We start from the raw sequence: 16516 nt of genomic DNA on the forward strand, positions 1-16516 counted from the left end.
CAGCAAAAGTCGCGGTCGAATGGATGATCAGCGTGCCTTCCGATGTGTCCCTGAGGCTGGTGATCGCCTCGCTCATGATACCGAAAGCTTCGGTGATCCTCGGGGCCAGCCGCTCGCCGGATTCCGTCAGCGTCACCTGCCGCGGCCGGCGCAGAAAGAGCGGCTCGCCGATCGTGCCCTCCAGAAGCTTGATCTGGTAACTCACCGCCGTCTGGGTGAGGCCCAGTTCCTCGCCGGCCTTGGTGAAGCTCATCTGCCGGGCAGCGGATTCGAATACGCGCAGTGCATTCAAAGGAAACTGCTTCGACATTTTCATGGATAAGCTCTCTTGATCTATGCAGACGAAATCTTCGTTGGAAAACCAGCATAATCCGGCGCATCCTGCTTTCATAGTCATCAATCGAATACCGGTGAGAACCGGAGGAGAAGGAGCCATGACCCATGGTATGCCTGCGCTTTTTGCGCGCTTGTGGAGCCTGAGCGACCACTTTGACATTCCGGTCCGTAGCGAGCGGGCTCGGAGAAACCGCGTCGAGAAAGAGGAAATGACGGAGCAGCAGCTCCGGGACATCGGCATCATGGACGGGCGCCCCTCCCGACAGACATTGCCGAGGTGCGAACGCCGCGAGCAATGGTGGCCGATGGAACGACCGCCGACACTATAGTGCTACGCTGCGACGATTGCCCCGGCACCGTCAGAAGCGAGATCGTTCGAGAGGGTTTCGGCGATCCACGCATGGAAAGCCTTGATCTTCGCGGAATTTCGCCGGGCCTGCGGATAGGTGAGCCAGTAGGTCTTCTCGTCGCAGACAGAAAGGCCGAACGGCTGGACCAATCGTCCTGTCGCCAGGTCGTCCCTGAAGAAAAAGGGCGTGAGCATCGCCACGCCATGACCCGATATCGCGGCCTTCGCCTCCAGATCGAGCGCGCCCAAAGCGTCGAGGCTGGACGGCTTGATCGGCGCGGGGTCGATGTTGGCGGCTTCGAACCAGTCAAGCCAGCAGCCGCCGATCTCGGAAATCCAGGGCAGCTTCAGAAGGTCCGCAGGCTGGCTGATGCCGCCAATGCTTTCCGCCAGCCGCGGCGCCAGCATGGGTGCGAAATTCAGGCGCAGAAGTGGATGGCAGATCATCCCCCTCGGAGGCTCCGCCGCGATCTGGATGGCAATATCGGAGAACGCCGTGTGCTCGTGTGCCATGTTGCGCAGGAGCCGTACCGAGATCTGCGGATGGGCTGCGCGAAAGGCACCGAGACGGAGCGAGAGCCATTGCGAGGCGAAGGTCGGCGGAGAGTGGATCTCCAGCGTCTCCTCCCTCGTGCCGCGCGCCTCCTGCACCGCTTCCGACAACAGGGAAAAAGCCTCGGCCACGTTGGGCAGGAGGTTGCGCCCAGTTTCGGTGAGCTGCAGCGCCCGCGGCCTGCGGATGAAGACCGCGTCGCCGAGATGATCCTCCAGAAGCTTGATCTGGTAGCTCACCGCCGTTTGGGTCATGCCGAGTTCGTCCGCGGCACGGGTGAAGTTTTCCAGGCGCGCGACCGCCTCGAAAACCCGGAGTGCATTCAGCGGAAAGCGGCGCGACAGCTTCATCATAAGTTCTCTTGATCGCGAGCCACTGTATTTGAATTGGAATTCGCCGGCAATCCGGCGCATTCCTCAGCCGATCCAACAACACAAGTTCATCAATGTGGAGCGACCATGCTGTCCGCACAGGCTCTGTCCGTGTCCTTACAATCCATCCGCCCGGGCGGCGTCTGGCGCGCCTTCGGCCGTTACCTTCGTCAGCTCGTCAGGCCCGGCCTCTGGCGCGTGCCTAAGCTGCCGGTCGAGCTGCGGTCGGATGTCGGGCTCGGCGAAGCCTTGCCGTTCGACCGTGCCGAGGCTTTCTGGGAGGCGAAGCGCCGATCATGCGTTCGGGACCTGCCGCTTTGAACCCTGCTTTTCTCGGGCAGCGCAGGTTTCCAGAAGCTCGGCGGCCACCAATGCCGCGATCACCGCCGGACGCTTGTCCCTGACTGTGGAGCCGCCAATCGGCAGGACGAGGCGGGAGAGCATTTTTTCGTCGCCGCCCTCCCGCTTCAGCCAGTTCGCAAACGTGGCGCGCTTGGTGGCCGAGCCGATCATGCCGACATAGGCAAGGTCGGTTCGCGATAGCGCACGCTGGGCGATCAGGAAATCCAGTGCGTGGTCGTGGGTGAGGATGACCGCGGCACCACCAGCTGGAATCCGGGCCACGAACGCCTCCGGCACGGCGGTCAGGTGTCTCGCCGCGTTTCCCGGCAGATCCTCCAGCGCCTCTGCGCGCGTCTCGACCACGGTGACCGCGAAAGGCAACGGCGTCAGTGCCCTGGCCAGCGCCTGGCCGACATGGCCGGCACCGAAGAGATAAACCGCGGGCCGCTCTTCCTCTTCATTTTTCATGCGGCTTTCAAGCTTTTCGGCGAGCGCCGGCGTCATCGGGGTGAAGATCAGCCGCGTGCGACCGCCGCAACATTGGCCGATCTCCGGGCCGAGCGGGATGTCCATCACCGTCTCGCCGCCACCCGATAGCATCGCGCGGGCATTGTCGATCGCCATGTATTCGAACTGCCCGCCGCCGATCGTCCCCCAGATCGCCGTCTCCGCCACCAGCATGAAGACACCCACCTCCCGCGGCGTCGAACCCTTCGCCTCTGTGACCTCGACCAGGATCGCGCCGGGGTGGGTGGCGATGAAGATGGGGAGGGGGAGGTCATGCATGGTTGAGCCGGGTTCCCAAACGAAGCTTACGAACCAGGCTGATCGGCGCCTGCCTCGAATGCGTCGGCAAATTTTAATACACCGCGCGGCGATGGGCCAGAGAACACAATCCGCTGCACGTAGCGGCGATCCAGATCGCCGTAAACGAGCAGGCCGTCACTCTCAAAACCGGACCCACGATAGACTTCGGGATTGCCAATCAAAGCGCAACCGCCCGCACCGCGTTCCTTCAACCTCTTCAATCCTTCACTGATAAGTGCCTTTCCGATGCCCTGGCGCTGTCTTTCCGGCTGCACGGATATCGGGCCAAGACCATACCAGTCGTCATGGACACCGTCGATGGTGACCGGCGAGAAGGCGACATGGCCTATGACGACGCCATCCTCTTCGGCAACCAGAGACAAAGTGAGGTCACCCGAACTGCGCAGCGCGCGAATGATCGGAGCCTCCGATCCGTTGCTGTATGGCATCGGTGCGAAAGCCGTTGCCGTCAGCTCGTGGATCGCGTCTTCGTCGCTGGGGAGTTCGGTCCGGATCAGCAAGGTTTGCGTCTCACCCCATCGCCTTCAGCCGTTCAACCGCCATCAGCACGCGCTCGGGTGTGGCCGGTGCGTCGAGGCGTGGGCAGACCGAATAGTCAGCGACGCTTGCCACCGCCATGGAGATCGCCTCGAAGACCGAGATCGCCAGCATGAAGGGCGGCTCGCCGACCGCCTTGGAGCGGCCGATCGTCGGTTCGGCATTTTCCGACCACTCGGCGAGCTTCACGTTGAAGACCTTCGGCCGGTCGGAGGCGAGCGGGATCTTGTAGGTCGACGGCGCATGAGTCCTGAGCCGCCCCCTTGCATCCCACCACAGTTCCTCGGTCGTCAGCCAGCCCATGCCCTGTATGAATCCGCCCTCGATCTGGCCGATATCGATCGCCGGGTTCAAGGACTTGCCGACGTCGTGGAGGATGTCGGTACGCTCGACGAGATATTCGCCGGTCAGCGTGTCGACTGACACTTCCGAAGCTGCGGCGCCGTAAGCGAAATAGTAGAAAGGCCGCCCGCGCCCGGCCCGGCGGTCCCAGTGAATCTTGGGCGTCTTGTAGAAGCCCGTGGCGGAAAGCTGCACACGGTCGTAATAGGCGGCCCGGACGAGCGTGTCGAAGGGTACGATTTCGCTGCCGATCCGCACCCGGTTCGGAAGGAACTCGATCTTTTCACGCGCCACTTTCCATTGCCGCACGGCGAACTGGATCAGCCGCTCCTTGAGCTGGCGCGCAGCGTCATAGGCCGCCATGCCGTTGAGATCCGAGCCGGAAGAGGCGGCGGTGGCAGAGGTGTTCGGCACCTTGCCGGTCGTCGTCGCGGTGATCTTCACCCGGTCGATATCGACCTGGAACGTGTTCGCCACCACCTGAGCCACCTTGGTGTAGAGGCCCTGGCCCATTTCGGTGCCGCCATGGTTCAGATGGATCGAACCGTCCTGATAGATGTGCACCAGCGCGCCCGCCTGGTTATAGGCGGTCATGGTGAATGAGATGCCGAATTTCACCGGAGTCAGCGCAATGCCCTTGCGGATCACCGGGCTGTTTTCATTGAATTCGAGGATTGCCTGGCGCCGGGCCTGATAGTCGGACGAGGCCTCCAGCTCCTCGACAATGCGGGCGACAATATTGTCTTCGACCTCCTGGTGGTAGGGCGTCACCGTCCGCCCGGAACCCCGGAGGCCGTAGAAATTCAGCTTGCGGATCTCAAGCGGGTCCTTGCCGACGGCATAGGCGATCTCCTCGATAATCCGCTCGCCGCCGACCATGCCCTGCGGGCCGCCGAAACCGCGAAACGCGGTATTGGAGACGGTGTGGGTCTTGAGCGGCTGCGAGGTGAGGCGAACATGCGGATAATAGTAGCTGGAATCCGCGTGGAAGAGGGCACGGTCGGTCACGGGGCCGGAGAGGTCGGCGGAAAAGCCGCATCGTGCCGCATAGGTGGCGTTGACCGCCTGGATCAGGCCCTCCTTGCTGAAGGCGACGTCATAGTCGACGCGGAAATCGTGCCGCTTGCCGGTGATCGACATATCCTCGTCGCGGTCGGGACGGAATTTCACCGCCCGCTTCAGTTTCCTGGCGGCGACTGCCGCAAGTGCGGCAAACTGGTTTCCCTGCGTTTCCTTGCCGCCGAAACCGCCGCCCATGCGCCGGGTCTGGACCGTCACCGCATTGTTGGCGACGCCCAAAACATGCGCCACCATGTGCTGCACCTCGCTCGGGTGCTGGGTGGAGGACCAGACGGTCACTTCGTCGTCTTCGCCGGGTATTGCCATGGCGATATGGCTTTCCAGGTAAAAATGTTCCTGGCCGCCGATATACATGTGACCCTGGACGCGCAGCGGCGCCTTCTCGATCTCCGTTTCCGGCTCGCCACGTTTCAACGTCATCGGTTCGATGACGTTTGGTGCGTTGTTCGCGCGGGCGGTGTCGATATCGGTCCAGTGCGGCAGGTCGCGATATTCGATATGGGCAAGCTTTGCGGCTCGGCGAGCCTGGTCGCGCGTCTCCGCAATGACGGCAAAGATCGGCTGGCCGTGGAACTGCACTTCGGCCGTGGCGAGCAGCGGCTCGTCATGCCGGCCCGTGGAGGCGACGTCGTTGATGCCCGGGATGTCTTCTGCCGTCATCACCCAGACGACACCCGGTGCGGCCTTCACGGCGGAAAGGTCGATCGAGACGATTTCCGCATGAGCCCGGTCGGAGAGGCCGAGGCCGCCGTGCAGCGTGCCGGCAGGCTCCGGAATGTCATCGATATATTCGGCACTTCCGGTGACATGCTTATGCGCGGAGTCATGTTTCAGCGCCGCATGCATCGGGCCGTTGATGACGGATTTGGTCTCGAAGGTCGACTTGTCCATCATCACGCCTCCTCCAGTTCGAAGCGGCGCAGTTCCTGGGGCTGGCCGGCGGTTTCCAGGAAGAAACGGGTCAGCAGATTCTTGGCTGCGAGGCTGCGATATGCTGCCGTCGCCCGCCAGTCCGTGAGCGGCGTATAATCCTCGTCGAAAAGATCGCGCACTGCCGAGATGACGCCCCAGCTCCAGGCCTTGCCGAGAAGCGCCTCCTCCACATGCCTCGCCCGTTTCGGGGTGGCCGCCATGCCGCCGAAGGCGATGCGGATGTTTTCAACCTTGCCGTCGCCGTCGAGCGTCAGGCTGAAGGCGCCGCAGAGCGCGGAGATATCCTCGTCGCGGCGCTTGGAGATCTTGTAGACGGCGAAATGGTCGTCTTTCGCCGGGCGCGGTACGAAGACCTTCTCGACGAATTCGCCCGGCAGCCGGTCCTGCTTGCCATAGGCCAGAAAAAAGTCCTCGAGCGGGATGGTGCGCCGGCCGGCGTGAGTGCGGAGCGTCAGTTCGGCGCCGAGCACGATCAGCGCGGGCGGCGTGTCGCCGATCGGAGAACCGTTGGCGATATTGCCGCCAATCGTGCCCATGTTGCGCACCTGCTGTCCGCCGATTCGGTCGATCAGCCGGCCGAAGGCGGGCAGTTCATCCGAGAGCGTATCGAGGGCCTGGGTGTAGCTCACACCGGCGCCGATGGCGATGCCGGTCTCGTCCGAGGCGATCGACTGGAGTTCGGTGAGATGATTGATGAAGATCACTGGGTCGAGATGCCGCATCTGCTTGGTGACCCACAGGCCGACATCGGTGGCGCCCGCAACGATCGTCGCGTCCGGCTCTTCCGCCAGGATATCCGTCAGGGCAGAGACCGAAGCCGGCACGATCGAATGCGCGCCGTCCTTCTTCACCACGATCGTCTCCATCTCGGAACGGATCGACCAGAGTTTCGCCATGATTTCGGTGCGGTCGCGTTCCAGCGGGTCGAAGAGTGCGCTCGGCCGGCTTGCTGAGACCTGTTCGGCGGCCTTCACGATCGGTTCGTAACCGGTGCAGCGACAGAGATTGCCCTGCAGCGCGCTTTCGACATCGGCCCGCGTCGGGGCGGCGTTGGAGAGCCAGAGGCCATAGAGCGACATCACGAAGCCGGGGGTACAGAAGCCGCACTGCGAGCCGTGGCAATCGACCATGGCCTGCTGGACGGGATGCAGCGTGCCGTCATCGCCGGCGAGATGCTCGACGGTTACCACGTGCGTGCCGTGCAGGGAGCCCAGAAAACGGATGCAGGCGTTGACGCTTTCGTAGCGCAGGCCCAGTTCCGTCAGTCGTCCGACCAGCACCGTGCAGGCGCCGCAGTCGCCTTCGGCACAGCCTTCCTTGGTTCCCGTCAGCCGCCGCCTCAGGCGCAAGTAATCGAGAAGGGTCTCTGTCGGCCCGAAATCTCCAAGGGTGACGTCTTCTCTGTTCAGGATGAAGCGGATGGCTTCGTGCATTTGTCTCCTTCGTCCGCCGTTGCCGGCTTCAGGTTGATCTCGACAGGGTTCCAACCGGCCATATTACTGCGCCGTCCAGCCGCCGTCGATGGATATATGTGTGCCGGTTATGCTCCGTGCCGCATCGCTTGCGAGATAGAGTGCGGCGGCCGCCACTTCCTCGATGCCGACGAATTCCTTCGTCGCCTGCAATCGCAGCATGATCTGATCCTTCACCTCGTCCTCGCTGATGCCCTTCTCGCGGGCCTGATCCGGGATCTGTTTTTCCACCAGCGGTGTCCAGACGAAACCGGGGCAGATGGCGTTCACGGTAATCCCCGACTGCGCAAGTTCCAGCGCCGCCGTCTTCGTCAAACCCATGATACCGTGCTTGGCTGCGACATAGGCGGCCTTGAACGGCGAGGCGACCAGCCCATGCGCGGATGCGATGTTGATGATGCGGCCCCCTGGGCGCCCCGGGCCCGCTTTCTTCATCAGCGGGATCGTGTGGCGCATGGTATGGAAAGCCGAGGACAGCAGGATGGCGATCAGCTGGTCCCATTTTTCCGGCGGGAACTCCTCGATCTTCGCCACGTGCTGGATGCCGGCATTGTTGACGAGCACGTCGACGGTGCCGAAATTCTTCGCCGCAGTGGCGATCAGATCCTCGATCTCTGCGGGTTTGGTCATGTCGGCGCCGTGATAGAGGACAGCGCCGCCGCCCAAGCCGTCGAGTTGCTTGCGCGTCGCCTCGATCTCGTCCGCCGGCCCGAAACCGTTGATGACGACATTGGCGCCCTCGGTCGCGAATGCCTTCGCGATGCCGAGCCCGATGCCGCTCGTTGAGCCGGTGACGACGACGGTTCTGGTCATGCCGATATCTCCCTGAAACTGCGGCGTTCTTGTGCGCCGCAACGAAGGGCAGGTTATGCGCAAATCGGCCTGAATGGCAATCGGGCCTGAAAATTTGCCGTTGCCCGGCGTCATGTTGTCGGAAAGGGCGAAGCTCGGTCGTCCTTTGACGGCAAGATGCGGTCACCACATGAAGGAGAGACACATGACTCGAGTCGTTTCAAATCTTTGGTTCGAGAAAGAGGTCACCAAGGCCGTCGACTTCTACACGTCGATTATCCCGAATTCCGGCATCAATCGGAATACGTCTCTGGCGGCGGAGACTTACAGCGGGCCGCCCGGCAGCGTCATCATCATAGAGTTTACACTGGGCGGGCAGAATTTCCTGGCTTTCGAAGCCGGCGCCATGGACCGGTTCAATCACGCCTTTTCCATCGGCGTGGAATTCGACACCCAGGAGGAGATCGATCGCGTCTGGAATGCGTTTCTCGACAATGGCGGCACGGCGGCGCAGTGCGGATGGCTGAAGGACCGCTGGGGCCTGTCCTGGCAGATCCTGCCACGCGTGCTTGCCGACATGACCGCCGATCCAGACCGGGAAAAGGCCAGGCGCACCACCGAAGCCATGCTCAAGATGGTCAAGCTCGATATCGCGACCCTGGAACGGGCCTTTAACGGGCAGGAGTGAACACGCTTATTTTCGCGGCATTGGCCGAGCCAAGCGCCAGCGTTTTCGTTTGACAGTCTGCGGCGCCTTCTGTTCAAACCCTGAGCCAAGGAATTTCGCATGGCTCAGGGAGGATTGGCATGGCGGGTTATGTTCTGGCGATCGATCAGGGAACGACCTCGACGCGGGCGATCGTTTTCGACGGCGACATGAAGATCGCCGGTATCGGCCAGAAGGAATTCACCCAGATATTCCCGAAATCCGGCTGGGTGGAGCATGATCCGGAGGAAATCTGGGAAAGCGTGCTTTGGACTGTCGGCCAGGCGTTCAAGGAAGCACGTGTCGAGGCCAAGGACATCGCCGCGATCGGCATCACCAATCAGCGCGAGACCGTCGTCGTCTGGGAGCGAGAGACCGGCAAGCCGATCCACAATGCCATCGTCTGGCAGGATCGCCGTACTGCAAGCTATTGCGAGAAGCTGAAGCGGCAGGGGCTGGAAAAGCTCTTCACCCGCCGCACCGGTCTGCTGCTCGACCCTTATTTCTCCGGCACCAAGCTCTCCTGGATGCTTGCCAATGTGAAGGGCACGCGGGCGAGGGCTGCCAAGGGCGAACTCTGCTTCGGCACGATCGATACGTTCCTCATCTGGCGGCTCACCGGCGGCCGCAGCTTCGTCACCGATGCGACCAACGCGTCGCGTACGCTGATCTACAACATCGCCGACAATCGTTGGGACGAAGACCTGCTCGAAATCCTGCGCATCCCGGTCGCCATGCTGCCGGAGGTCAAGGACTGCGCCGACGACTTCGGTATCACCGACGAAAGCCTGTTCGGCGCAGCGATCCCGATTCTCGGCGTTGCAGGTGACCAGCAGGCGGCGACCATCGGGCAGGCCTGTTTCGAACCGGGCATGATGAAATCCACTTACGGCACCGGGTGCTTTGCGGTGCTCAATACCGGGGTGGACCTGGTGCGCTCGAAGAACCGGCTGCTCACGACGATCGCCTACCGCCTCGACGGTGAGACAACCTATGCGCTGGAGGGCTCGATCTTCATCGCCGGCGCCGCCGTGCAATGGCTGCGCGACGGGCTTGGCGTCATCGAAAAGGCTTCCCAGTCGGGCGACCTGGCGGCCGAGGCCGATCCGCTTCAGGACGTCTATCTCGTGCCGGCCTTCACCGGGCTTGGCGCGCCCTATTGGGACGCGGAGGCGCGCGGCGCGATCTTCGGCCTGACGCGGGCGACCGGCCCGGCCGAACTCTCCCGTGCGGCGCTGGAAGCCGTCTGCTACCAGACCCGTGACCTGCTCGATGCGATGCAGAAGGACTGGCGCTCCTTCGACGGGGCGACAGTGTTGCGCGTCGATGGCGGCATGGTCGCCTCGGACTGGACGATGCAGCGCTTGTCCGACCTGCTCGATGCGCCGGTCGATCGTCCGACCATCCTTGAAACCACTGCGCTCGGCGCAGCATGGCTTGCGGGTTCGAGGGCAGGTGTCTGGCCGGATAAACAGGCTTTCGCAAAGAGCTGGGCGCGGTCGCGACGATTCGAACCGGAAATGGACGAAAAGACGCGCGCAACGAAGATTCGCGGCTGGAAGGACGCGGTGAGACGGACGCTGGTCGAGGGCTGATTCTTTAAACTTGATTAACTATCGGGCGAAAACTTGAATTAAATTCAAGCGGCGTCATTTTCGCACCACCTTCCTTGTCATATTCTTCGCGGTAAATTGGAGAGGGTGAAAGATGTTTCGGATCCGGCGGGTTTTGACACTCCTGTCCCTGGCTGTCATCTTCCTTGGCACCGTCCGGGCGGCCGAGGCGGGCTATGCGCATTTCATCTACGATGCGAGGAGCGGCAAAGTTCTGGCGTCGGAGAATGCCGACGTCATCAATCACCCGGCATCGCTGACCAAGATGATGACGCTCTACATGACCTTCGAAGCGCTGCGCGACCGGCGTCTCTCGTGGAACGAGGAGATCGTCATGACGCCGAATGCAGCGCGCAAGGTCCCCTTCAAGCTCGGCGTGCCGGCTGGCCAGACGATCACGGTTCGTGAAGCGGTCCTTGCCATGGCGGTGCGCTCGGCCAATGACGCGGCCGCGGCGATGGCCGATCATCTCGGCGGCTCGGAAGCGCGTTTCGGAGAGATGATGACGAAGAAAGCCCGCGCGCTCGGCATGAGACGGACGGTGTTCCGCAATGCCTCCGGCCTGCCGGACAAGGCGCAGGTGACGACGGCGCGCGACATGGCGATGCTGGCGCTGGCGCTCATCCGGGATTTCCCCAAGGAATATCAACTGTTTTCTCTGCGATCCTTCGAGTTCCGCGGCAAGAAGATCTCCGGCCACAACAACCTTATGTACCGCTATCCGGGCATGGATGGAATCAAGACCGGTTATATCGGCGCATCCGGTTTCAACATCGCGAGCGCCGTGAACGTCAACGGAAGACGGGTGATCGGCGTCGTCCTCGGAGGCAAGACCGCGCGCAAGCGCGACGACCGGATGGCGGAGCTTCTCGATCAGTATGTACCGGGAACCGGTACGGCTCCCGGTGGTCTCGTGGCTTTCGAGACCCAGAAGCGGCCGGCGGAAGGTACTGTTCCGCTCGCGTTCGCCACTCCGCCGAAGGAGATCACCCTTGGTGCTCCGCCGGCTAGGGCTTCGATCGCCAGTCTCTCCGCGACGCCGCGGGAATCCATAGGACCGCTCTGGCGCATCCAGATCGCCGCGGCCGGCAGCCGGGAGGCGGCCTCTGCCCTGCTCGAAAAGGCACTGCCGCTGCTTTCGGCTGATTTCGGTCAGATAGCGCCGAGCGTCGAGAGTTATGCAGATAGCGGCAAGGAGTTCTTCCGCGCCCGCTTCGTCGGTTTCGCCGACCGAACGGCGGCCACGCAGGCCTGCTCGGTTCTGCAGTCGAAAGCGATGAACTGCTTCGTCGTGCAGTAGGCTTTCTGCGCTATTCGATCGTCTCACCGGGATAAACACCCCAGAGCGAACCCTGTTCGACAAAGCCGCTCAGGCGTCGCTTCTGCAGCGAGACTTCGCACCAGCTTCCGTCGCAGTGGTCAAGGTCGAGCCGGACTTCGGCGGACAGGCGGGCGACTATGCGAGCGTTTCGCGACGGAGCGGATCGCAGCGGGATGGGCTGCTTTATCCACGGACCGACGACGGCCGTGCGGCGGCTCGAGAGTAAAGGGGCGAACATCCATCCTGTCACTCCGTCCGGATCCCGGATGCGCCGCCAGTTTCCGTATTCCTCGGTAATTTCCACGGGCAGGCCGCGGGCCGAATAGGTCCAGACCGCCGCATAATCCGTGGAAGGACCGACGCGCATATGCGCCTTGGAAGCTTTCAGGGATACGAAGCGCGGGATCGGGAATCCCGTCTCGCGGCCTTTCCTGAACCCCGCCACAAGGTTGGCGGCGGTCGCATCCCGATCCGCATGCGCCTCATGTGCGGCAAGGCCGAGGATGAGGCACAGGGAAAGCAGGGACGAGGGCAGGAGGCAACCGGTGCTGAACCGTCTCATGCGCCAGTCAACGGCACTTGCGGACTTCCTGGAGAGCGGCCGTCACGCCGCGAAGCGAATAGGAATAGCTCGTATTGGTGCCGCGGCGGGAGATCGCTTCAAGCGTCATGTCGCTTCCGCCGCGCATGGCATCGACGAGAACCGGCTCGCGGCTCTGGTCGCGCACCCAGGCGATATTGTCCTTCGGCGCGAGGCGGAAGGTATCATTGCCGACGCTCACGCTGACCTCCGAGCCTTCCCTCAAAGGATATCCCATGATGGCCTGGGGCGTGTAACCCGACGATCCTTGAGGGGCGAGCAGAAAGAAGTTGTCGCCATGGTCCACGTTGGAGGGTTTCGACGTCACCGGGACGGAGAGCGCATAGCAGGTCGTCTGGCCGCCATCCGCGTAGGAATAGACGCCCCAGGCGTCGAACTGTGCGACCCGGGTCGGTTGGGCAGCGGCTGCTGTCGAAGCGAAGGCGAAGGAAAGAGCAAGGGCGAGGGGCGTGATCTGCATGATATCTCCACAACAGCAAAAAGACCCGGGAGATGGGCCTCATTTCAGGACGGCGTCATTCAAGTTTCGATGGGTTATTGAAAGGTTAATATCTGTGTCAAACTGGTGATGGTCGCGGTCACAAAGGGTTGATGCCCGCGTGTACGGCGTCCCTCCAAATCAGGCGATGCGGCCGGAAACAGCCGCATCAAGGGCTTTCGCTGCGTGAAGTGATCCGAGTCCGGTTGGTTATTTCACCGGTGCGTTCATCGCCCAGGAAACACCGAACGGATCGCGGAGCTGGCCGTAACGGTCGCCCCAGAACATGACCTGCAGGTCCGTGACGACCTCGAGCCCGGCATCGACGGCCCGCTTCCACCAGAAATCGATGGCGTCGCTCGACAAGGGCAGCATCATGGTGAAGGCGGCCGGCTTTTCCAACGGATGGCCGTAGTCCGGATAGGCGTCGCCGAGCATGAGGGAGCTGCCGTTGAGATAGAGGTGGACGTGCATCGTCCGGCCTTTTTCGTCGAGCGGATGGAAGGCCTCGATCGTGGCGCCGAATGCCTTTTGGTAAAATTCCGCCGCCTTCATCGCGCCGTCGACCTGGAGATAGGCCACCAGCCCGCCGCGAACGGGCGGCTGGATCTGGGCATTGGCGGTTTCGGTCGTCGCATCCATGGAAATTCTCTCCTTTTCTATGACCGGTTCCGATCGAACCGGCCATAGGACGAGGAAGAGAAGGAAATTCCGACAAGGCGGAGAAGAATTTTTTAATTCTGTCCCGCGAATTCCTTCACCAGCCCCTCATAGTCTTCGAAAGGCGGAAACTTCTCGTAGGAGTGGACTGCAGGGGTGGCCGCCCAGGGGAGCCTTTCGGACGTGTAGGTCTCGATGAAGGGCGAAAACCATTGCACATCGTCGAGCATGGTGGGCCTGAGGTTGACGAACCAGTCCATACCCTCCGGACGGGTAAACATCCAGCTCTTGCAGTGCGGGCAATGGTAGTGGTGGGCGTCGGGGCCATGCAGGCCGCCGATCACCGGCTCGCCCTGGATGACCTCGAAACCGTCCGCAGGAATCGCGGCTGAAAGCGAATAGGCGCTGGCGCTCATCTTCTGGCAGCCGGTGCAGTGGCAGGCCATGGTGAGGATCGGCTGCGCGCTGATCCTCAGGCGAACCTGTCCGCAGCGGCATCCGCCTTCGATCGGGAGATTGGGCTTGGGCATGTGAAACTCCGTTTCCTCGTCACGTAGCATTGTTGCGACCTCTGGTCAGGGTCGCTTCGGTATTTCGAGACCACGCTGCACCGCCGGACGGGCAAGGCCACGCTCCAGCCATTGCGGGACGCGCTTCAACTCACCGTATTCGACGAGTTCCCCGGCGCCGTAGAAGCCGATCAGGTTGCGCACCCAGCCGAGCATCGAAATGTCGGCGATCGTGTATTCGTCGCCCATGATCCAGTCACGGCCTTCGAGCCTGCTTTCGATCACCCGGATCAGGCGATGCGATTCCTTGACGTAACGGTCGCGCGGACGCTTGTCCTCGATGTCCTTGCCGGCAAACTTGTGAAAGAAGCCGAGCTGGCCGAACATCGGCCCGAGGCTTGCCATCTGGAAGAACACCCACTGGATCGTCTCATGACGCTTCGCCGGGTCGGTCGGCAGGAGCTTGCCGGTCTTTTCGGCAAGGTAGAGGAGGATCGCGCCGGATTCGAAGAGGCCGAGCGGCTTGTCGCCCGGACCATTGGGATCGATGATCGCCGGGATCTTGCCGTTCGGGTTCAAGGACAGGAATTCCGGCCCCCAGGTCTCGTTCTCGCCGATGTTGATGAAATGCGGTTCGTAAGGAAGGCCGATCTCTTCCAGCATGATCGATACCTTCACGCCGTTCGGCGTCGGTGCCGAATAGAGTTGCAGCACGTTCGGATCTTTGGCGGGCCATTTCTTGGTGATGGGGAAGGCGGAAAGATCGGCCATGGGATTTCCTTGGTGAGGGGATTTGTTCCGGGGCGACTATAGCCAGCGGAGCGGGATGTGCCAGACGTGCAAGGTTGAGATTTTTTGATGCGTCCTGTCGGTTCTGCGGTTACTCCTTCGTCTTCAACAGGAGAAGGAGACAGACATGCTTTATGCCATCCTTTGCTACGCCCACGAGGAAACCGTCTTTGCTTGGTCCAAGGAGGAGGAGGACGCCGTCATGGCCAGACTCCATGCCGTCCAGGAACCGATGGAGAGAGCCGGAAAGCTCGGTCCCACCGGCCGGCTGATGCCGACCACGGCCGCCACCACGGTTCGCAAGGGCAAGGACGAGCCGCTGGTGCTCGATGGACCCTTTGCCGAATCCAAGGAAGCGCTGCTCGGCTTCTACACAGTCGATGTCGATACGCTGGAGGAAGCGATCGCCTTTTCCAAGCAGCTTTCCGCAGTCAATCCGGGCTCGACGTCCTATGAGATCCGGCCCTTTTACGTCTTTCATCCGGGAGAAATGAAAACATGACAGATATCGCCTGGATCGAACTTGCGCTGACGGCGGCCCGACCGCAGGCACTTGGCGCCCTGCTTCGCTACTTCCGCGATCTCGATACGGCGGAAGAAGCCTTTCAGGAGGCTTGTCTTCGTGCCATCCGCACATGGCCTGAAAAGGGGGCACCGCGCGATCCCGCCGCCTGGCTGATCTTCGTCGGCCGCAACAGCGGCATCGATGCGGTCCGCAAGCGTTCCAAGAATGACCCTCTGCCGGAGGAGACCGCCTTTTCCGATCTCTCCGATGCCGAGAACGACATTGCCGACCGGCTCGACAATTCCAATTACCGCGACGACATCCTGCGGCTGATGTTCATCTGCTGTCATCCGGACCTGCCGAACACCCAGCAGATCGCGCTTGCGCTCAGGATCGTTTCAGGCCTGACCGTACCGCAGATCGCCCGCGCCTTCCTCGTCAGCGAGGCGGCCATGGAGCAGCGCATCACCCGCGCCAAGGCACGCGTCGCAAAGGCCGGCGTTCCCTTCGAAACGCCCGGGGCGGCGGAGCGGGCCGAGCGTCTCGGCATCGTGTCGGCGATGATCTATCTCGTGTTCAACGAGGGTTATTCCGCCGGCATCACCAATCCGGACAACGCCGCCTTCTGCGAGGAGGCAATAAGGCTCGGCCGGCTTCTGCTCCGCATCTTTCCGGCCGAGCCGGAGATCATGGGGCTTACTGCGCTGATGATGCTGCAGCATTCGCGCGCCAGGGCGCGGTTCGACGGGCAGGGCCAGATCATCCTCCTCGACGATCAGGACCGCAGCCTTTGGGACCGCAAGCTGATCGGCGAGGCGCTGGTCTTGCTCGACAAGGCGATCCGCCACCGGCAGCCCGGTCCCTATCAGGTGCAGGCGGCGATCTCGGCTTTGCATGCGCGCGCCGCCCGGCCGGAGGATACCGACTGGAAGGAGATCGACATGCTTTACGGCCTGCTCGAACGAATCCAGCCATCGCCGGTCGTGACCCTCAACCGGGCCGTTGCGGTCTCGAAGCTGGATGGACCGGAGGCTGCGCTCGATTTGATCGCACCGCTTGCCGAAAAACTCGACGGCTACTTCTATTTCCATGGCGTCAGGGGAGGGCTCCTGATGCAGGTCGGACGTCATGGAGAGGCCCGCGTCGCCTTCGACCGGGCGATCGCGCTTGCCAATTCACCGGCCGAATGCGCCCATATCCGCCAGCAGATCGACAAGCTCGGCGCCGTCGCCTCTCCGGTGGAGTGACCGCGAATAATCAACGCCCATCGACCAGCAATCCGGAAGTCCTGAGTACGATCTGATCAATAGGAGAGTGTTCAGGATGACGGCTTCTACCTCGATCGACAGAGAGACCTACTCCCTAAGCGCAACTACGCCTTAGGCAGGCATGCTTGCTA

Annotated in this window: 18 protein-coding genes; 6 read left to right on the top strand and 12 right to left on the bottom strand. The window is 62.2% G+C overall.

Translation table 11 applies throughout. The features are described from left to right. A partial coding sequence (locus tag ABK249_RS08885; protein WP_348862627.1) for a LysR family transcriptional regulator occupies positions 1-316 on the bottom strand: 316 nt, incomplete at its 3' end. 351 nt (positions 317-667) lie between these two features. Then, positions 668-1591: a LysR substrate-binding domain-containing protein gene (locus tag ABK249_RS08890; RefSeq protein ID WP_341871448.1), complete on the bottom strand. Its 924-nt coding sequence runs from the start codon at positions 1589-1591 to the stop codon at positions 668-670. Between the two features lie 105 nt (positions 1592-1696). On the opposite strand from ABK249_RS08890, the gene ABK249_RS08895 reads away from it, so the two are divergent. Further along, positions 1697-1930: a hypothetical protein gene (locus ABK249_RS08895; protein ID WP_348862628.1), complete on the top strand. Its 234-nt coding sequence runs from the start codon at positions 1697-1699 to the stop codon at positions 1928-1930. Here the strand turns inward: ABK249_RS08895 and xdhC are convergent. From xdhC to ABK249_RS08920, 5 genes are all read right to left on the bottom strand, one after another. Continuing rightward, entirely contained in the window at positions 1904-2737 is an 834-nt protein-coding gene (xdhC, locus tag ABK249_RS08900) for a xanthine dehydrogenase accessory protein XdhC (RefSeq protein ID WP_348862629.1), read from the bottom strand. The two genes, ABK249_RS08895 and xdhC, sit on opposite strands and share 27 nt — an antisense overlap. 26 nt (positions 2738-2763) lie before the next feature. Continuing rightward, the gene (locus tag ABK249_RS08905) at positions 2764-3279 is read right to left on the bottom strand and encodes a GNAT family N-acetyltransferase (RefSeq protein WP_348862631.1); all 516 of its coding nucleotides are present in this window, start codon (positions 3277-3279) and stop codon (positions 2764-2766) included. 10 nt (positions 3280-3289) lie between these two features. Continuing rightward, positions 3290-5629, bottom strand: coding sequence for a xanthine dehydrogenase molybdopterin binding subunit (gene xdhB / locus ABK249_RS08910; RefSeq protein ID WP_348862767.1), 2340 nt, complete (start codon positions 5627-5629; stop codon positions 3290-3292). A 2-nt stretch (positions 5630-5631) separates the two neighbouring features. Further along, a complete protein-coding gene (gene xdhA, locus ABK249_RS08915; protein WP_348862632.1) occupies positions 5632-7104 on the bottom strand; it encodes a xanthine dehydrogenase small subunit in 1473 nt (490 codons plus the stop codon). A 63-nt stretch (positions 7105-7167) separates the two neighbouring features. Further along, positions 7168-7956, bottom strand: a complete 789-nt coding sequence (locus ABK249_RS08920) for a 3-hydroxybutyrate dehydrogenase (RefSeq protein WP_348862633.1) — start codon at positions 7954-7956, stop codon at positions 7168-7170. 184 nt (positions 7957-8140) lie between these two features. Between ABK249_RS08920 and ABK249_RS08925 the strand changes: the two genes are divergently transcribed. The 3 genes from ABK249_RS08925 to ABK249_RS08935 all read left to right on the top strand — a co-directional run bounded on the left by ABK249_RS08925 (position 8141) and on the right by ABK249_RS08935 (position 11554). Next, positions 8141-8623 carry a VOC family protein gene (locus tag ABK249_RS08925; protein ID WP_348862634.1) on the top strand — a complete coding sequence of 161 codons (483 nt, stop codon included), beginning with the start codon at positions 8141-8143 and terminating at the stop codon, positions 8621-8623. Positions 8624-8742: 119 nt separating this feature from the next. Beyond that, on the top strand, positions 8743-10236 hold the full coding sequence (gene glpK, locus ABK249_RS08930) for a glycerol kinase GlpK (RefSeq protein ID WP_037148192.1): 1494 nt from the start codon (positions 8743-8745) through the stop codon (positions 10234-10236). Between the two features lie 121 nt (positions 10237-10357). Beyond that, a complete protein-coding gene (locus ABK249_RS08935) occupies positions 10358-11554 on the top strand; it encodes a D-alanyl-D-alanine carboxypeptidase (protein WP_407722087.1) in 1197 nt (398 codons plus the stop codon). 10 nt (positions 11555-11564) lie between these two features. Here ABK249_RS08935 and ABK249_RS08940 read toward each other — a convergent pair whose 3' ends face one another. The 5 genes from ABK249_RS08940 to ABK249_RS08960 all read right to left on the bottom strand — a co-directional run bounded on the left by ABK249_RS08940 (position 11565) and on the right by ABK249_RS08960 (position 14594). Beyond that, positions 11565-12137, bottom strand: a complete 573-nt coding sequence (locus tag ABK249_RS08940) for an SH3 domain-containing protein (protein WP_227703322.1) — start codon at positions 12135-12137, stop codon at positions 11565-11567. A gap of 7 nt (positions 12138-12144) precedes the next feature. Next, on the bottom strand, positions 12145-12636 hold the full coding sequence (locus tag ABK249_RS08945) for an invasion associated locus B family protein (RefSeq protein ID WP_037148190.1): 492 nt from the start codon (positions 12634-12636) through the stop codon (positions 12145-12147). A 228-nt stretch (positions 12637-12864) separates the two neighbouring features. Then, positions 12865-13296, bottom strand: a complete 432-nt coding sequence (locus ABK249_RS08950; RefSeq protein WP_037148188.1) for a VOC family protein — start codon at positions 13294-13296, stop codon at positions 12865-12867. A gap of 92 nt (positions 13297-13388) precedes the next feature. Next, positions 13389-13844: a GFA family protein gene (locus tag ABK249_RS08955; protein WP_227703320.1), complete on the bottom strand. Its 456-nt coding sequence runs from the start codon at positions 13842-13844 to the stop codon at positions 13389-13391. Between the two features lie 45 nt (positions 13845-13889). Then, the gene (locus tag ABK249_RS08960; RefSeq protein ID WP_348862635.1) at positions 13890-14594 is read right to left on the bottom strand and encodes a glutathione S-transferase N-terminal domain-containing protein; all 705 of its coding nucleotides are present in this window, start codon (positions 14592-14594) and stop codon (positions 13890-13892) included. A 145-nt stretch (positions 14595-14739) separates the two neighbouring features. Between ABK249_RS08960 and ABK249_RS08965 the strand changes: the two genes are divergently transcribed. Next, positions 14740-15114 carry a YciI family protein gene (locus ABK249_RS08965; RefSeq protein ID WP_348862636.1) on the top strand — a complete coding sequence of 125 codons (375 nt, stop codon included), beginning with the start codon at positions 14740-14742 and terminating at the stop codon, positions 15112-15114. After that, positions 15111-16364, top strand: coding sequence for an RNA polymerase sigma factor (locus tag ABK249_RS08970; RefSeq protein WP_348862637.1), 1254 nt, complete (start codon positions 15111-15113; stop codon positions 16362-16364). The genes ABK249_RS08965 and ABK249_RS08970 overlap by 4 nt, the downstream gene beginning before the upstream one ends. Positions 16365-16516: the final 152 nt, after the last annotated feature.

It is taken from the genome of Neorhizobium phenanthreniclasticum (assembly GCF_040066075.1).
Taxonomy (GTDB): Bacteria; Pseudomonadota; Alphaproteobacteria; order Rhizobiales; family Rhizobiaceae; genus Neorhizobium; species Neorhizobium petrolearium.

Bases quoted from the DNA above. Each gene is read 5' to 3' on its own strand.
- xdhC (WP_348862629.1), bottom strand. From the start codon at position 2,737: ATGCATGACCTCCCCCTCCCCATCTTCATCGCCACCCACCCCGGCGCG.
- ABK249_RS08970 (WP_348862637.1), top strand. From the start codon at position 15,111: ATGACAGATATCGCCTGGATCGAACTTGCGCTGACGGCGGCCCGACCG.
- ABK249_RS08925 (WP_348862634.1), top strand. From the start codon at position 8,141: ATGACTCGAGTCGTTTCAAATCTTTGGTTCGAGAAAGAGGTCACCAAG.
- ABK249_RS08895 (WP_348862628.1), top strand. From the start codon at position 1,697: ATGCTGTCCGCACAGGCTCTGTCCGTGTCCTTACAATCCATCCGCCCG.
- ABK249_RS08955 (WP_227703320.1), bottom strand. From the start codon at position 13,844: ATGCCCAAGCCCAATCTCCCGATCGAAGGCGGATGCCGCTGCGGACAG.
- xdhB (WP_348862767.1), bottom strand. From the start codon at position 5,629: ATGGACAAGTCGACCTTCGAGACCAAATCCGTCATCAACGGCCCGATG.
- glpK (WP_037148192.1), top strand. From the start codon at position 8,743: ATGGCGGGTTATGTTCTGGCGATCGATCAGGGAACGACCTCGACGCGG.
- ABK249_RS08890 (WP_341871448.1), bottom strand. From the start codon at position 1,591: ATGATGAAGCTGTCGCGCCGCTTTCCGCTGAATGCACTCCGGGTTTTC.
- ABK249_RS08965 (WP_348862636.1), top strand. From the start codon at position 14,740: ATGCTTTATGCCATCCTTTGCTACGCCCACGAGGAAACCGTCTTTGCT.
- ABK249_RS08945 (WP_037148190.1), bottom strand. From the start codon at position 12,636: ATGCAGATCACGCCCCTCGCCCTTGCTCTTTCCTTCGCCTTCGCTTCG.
- ABK249_RS08950 (WP_037148188.1), bottom strand. From the start codon at position 13,296: ATGGATGCGACGACCGAAACCGCCAATGCCCAGATCCAGCCGCCCGTT.
- ABK249_RS08940 (WP_227703322.1), bottom strand. From the start codon at position 12,137: ATGAGACGGTTCAGCACCGGTTGCCTCCTGCCCTCGTCCCTGCTTTCC.
- xdhA (WP_348862632.1), bottom strand. From the start codon at position 7,104: ATGCACGAAGCCATCCGCTTCATCCTGAACAGAGAAGACGTCACCCTT.
- ABK249_RS08960 (WP_348862635.1), bottom strand. From the start codon at position 14,594: ATGGCCGATCTTTCCGCCTTCCCCATCACCAAGAAATGGCCCGCCAAA.
- ABK249_RS08920 (WP_348862633.1), bottom strand. From the start codon at position 7,956: ATGACCAGAACCGTCGTCGTCACCGGCTCAACGAGCGGCATCGGGCTC.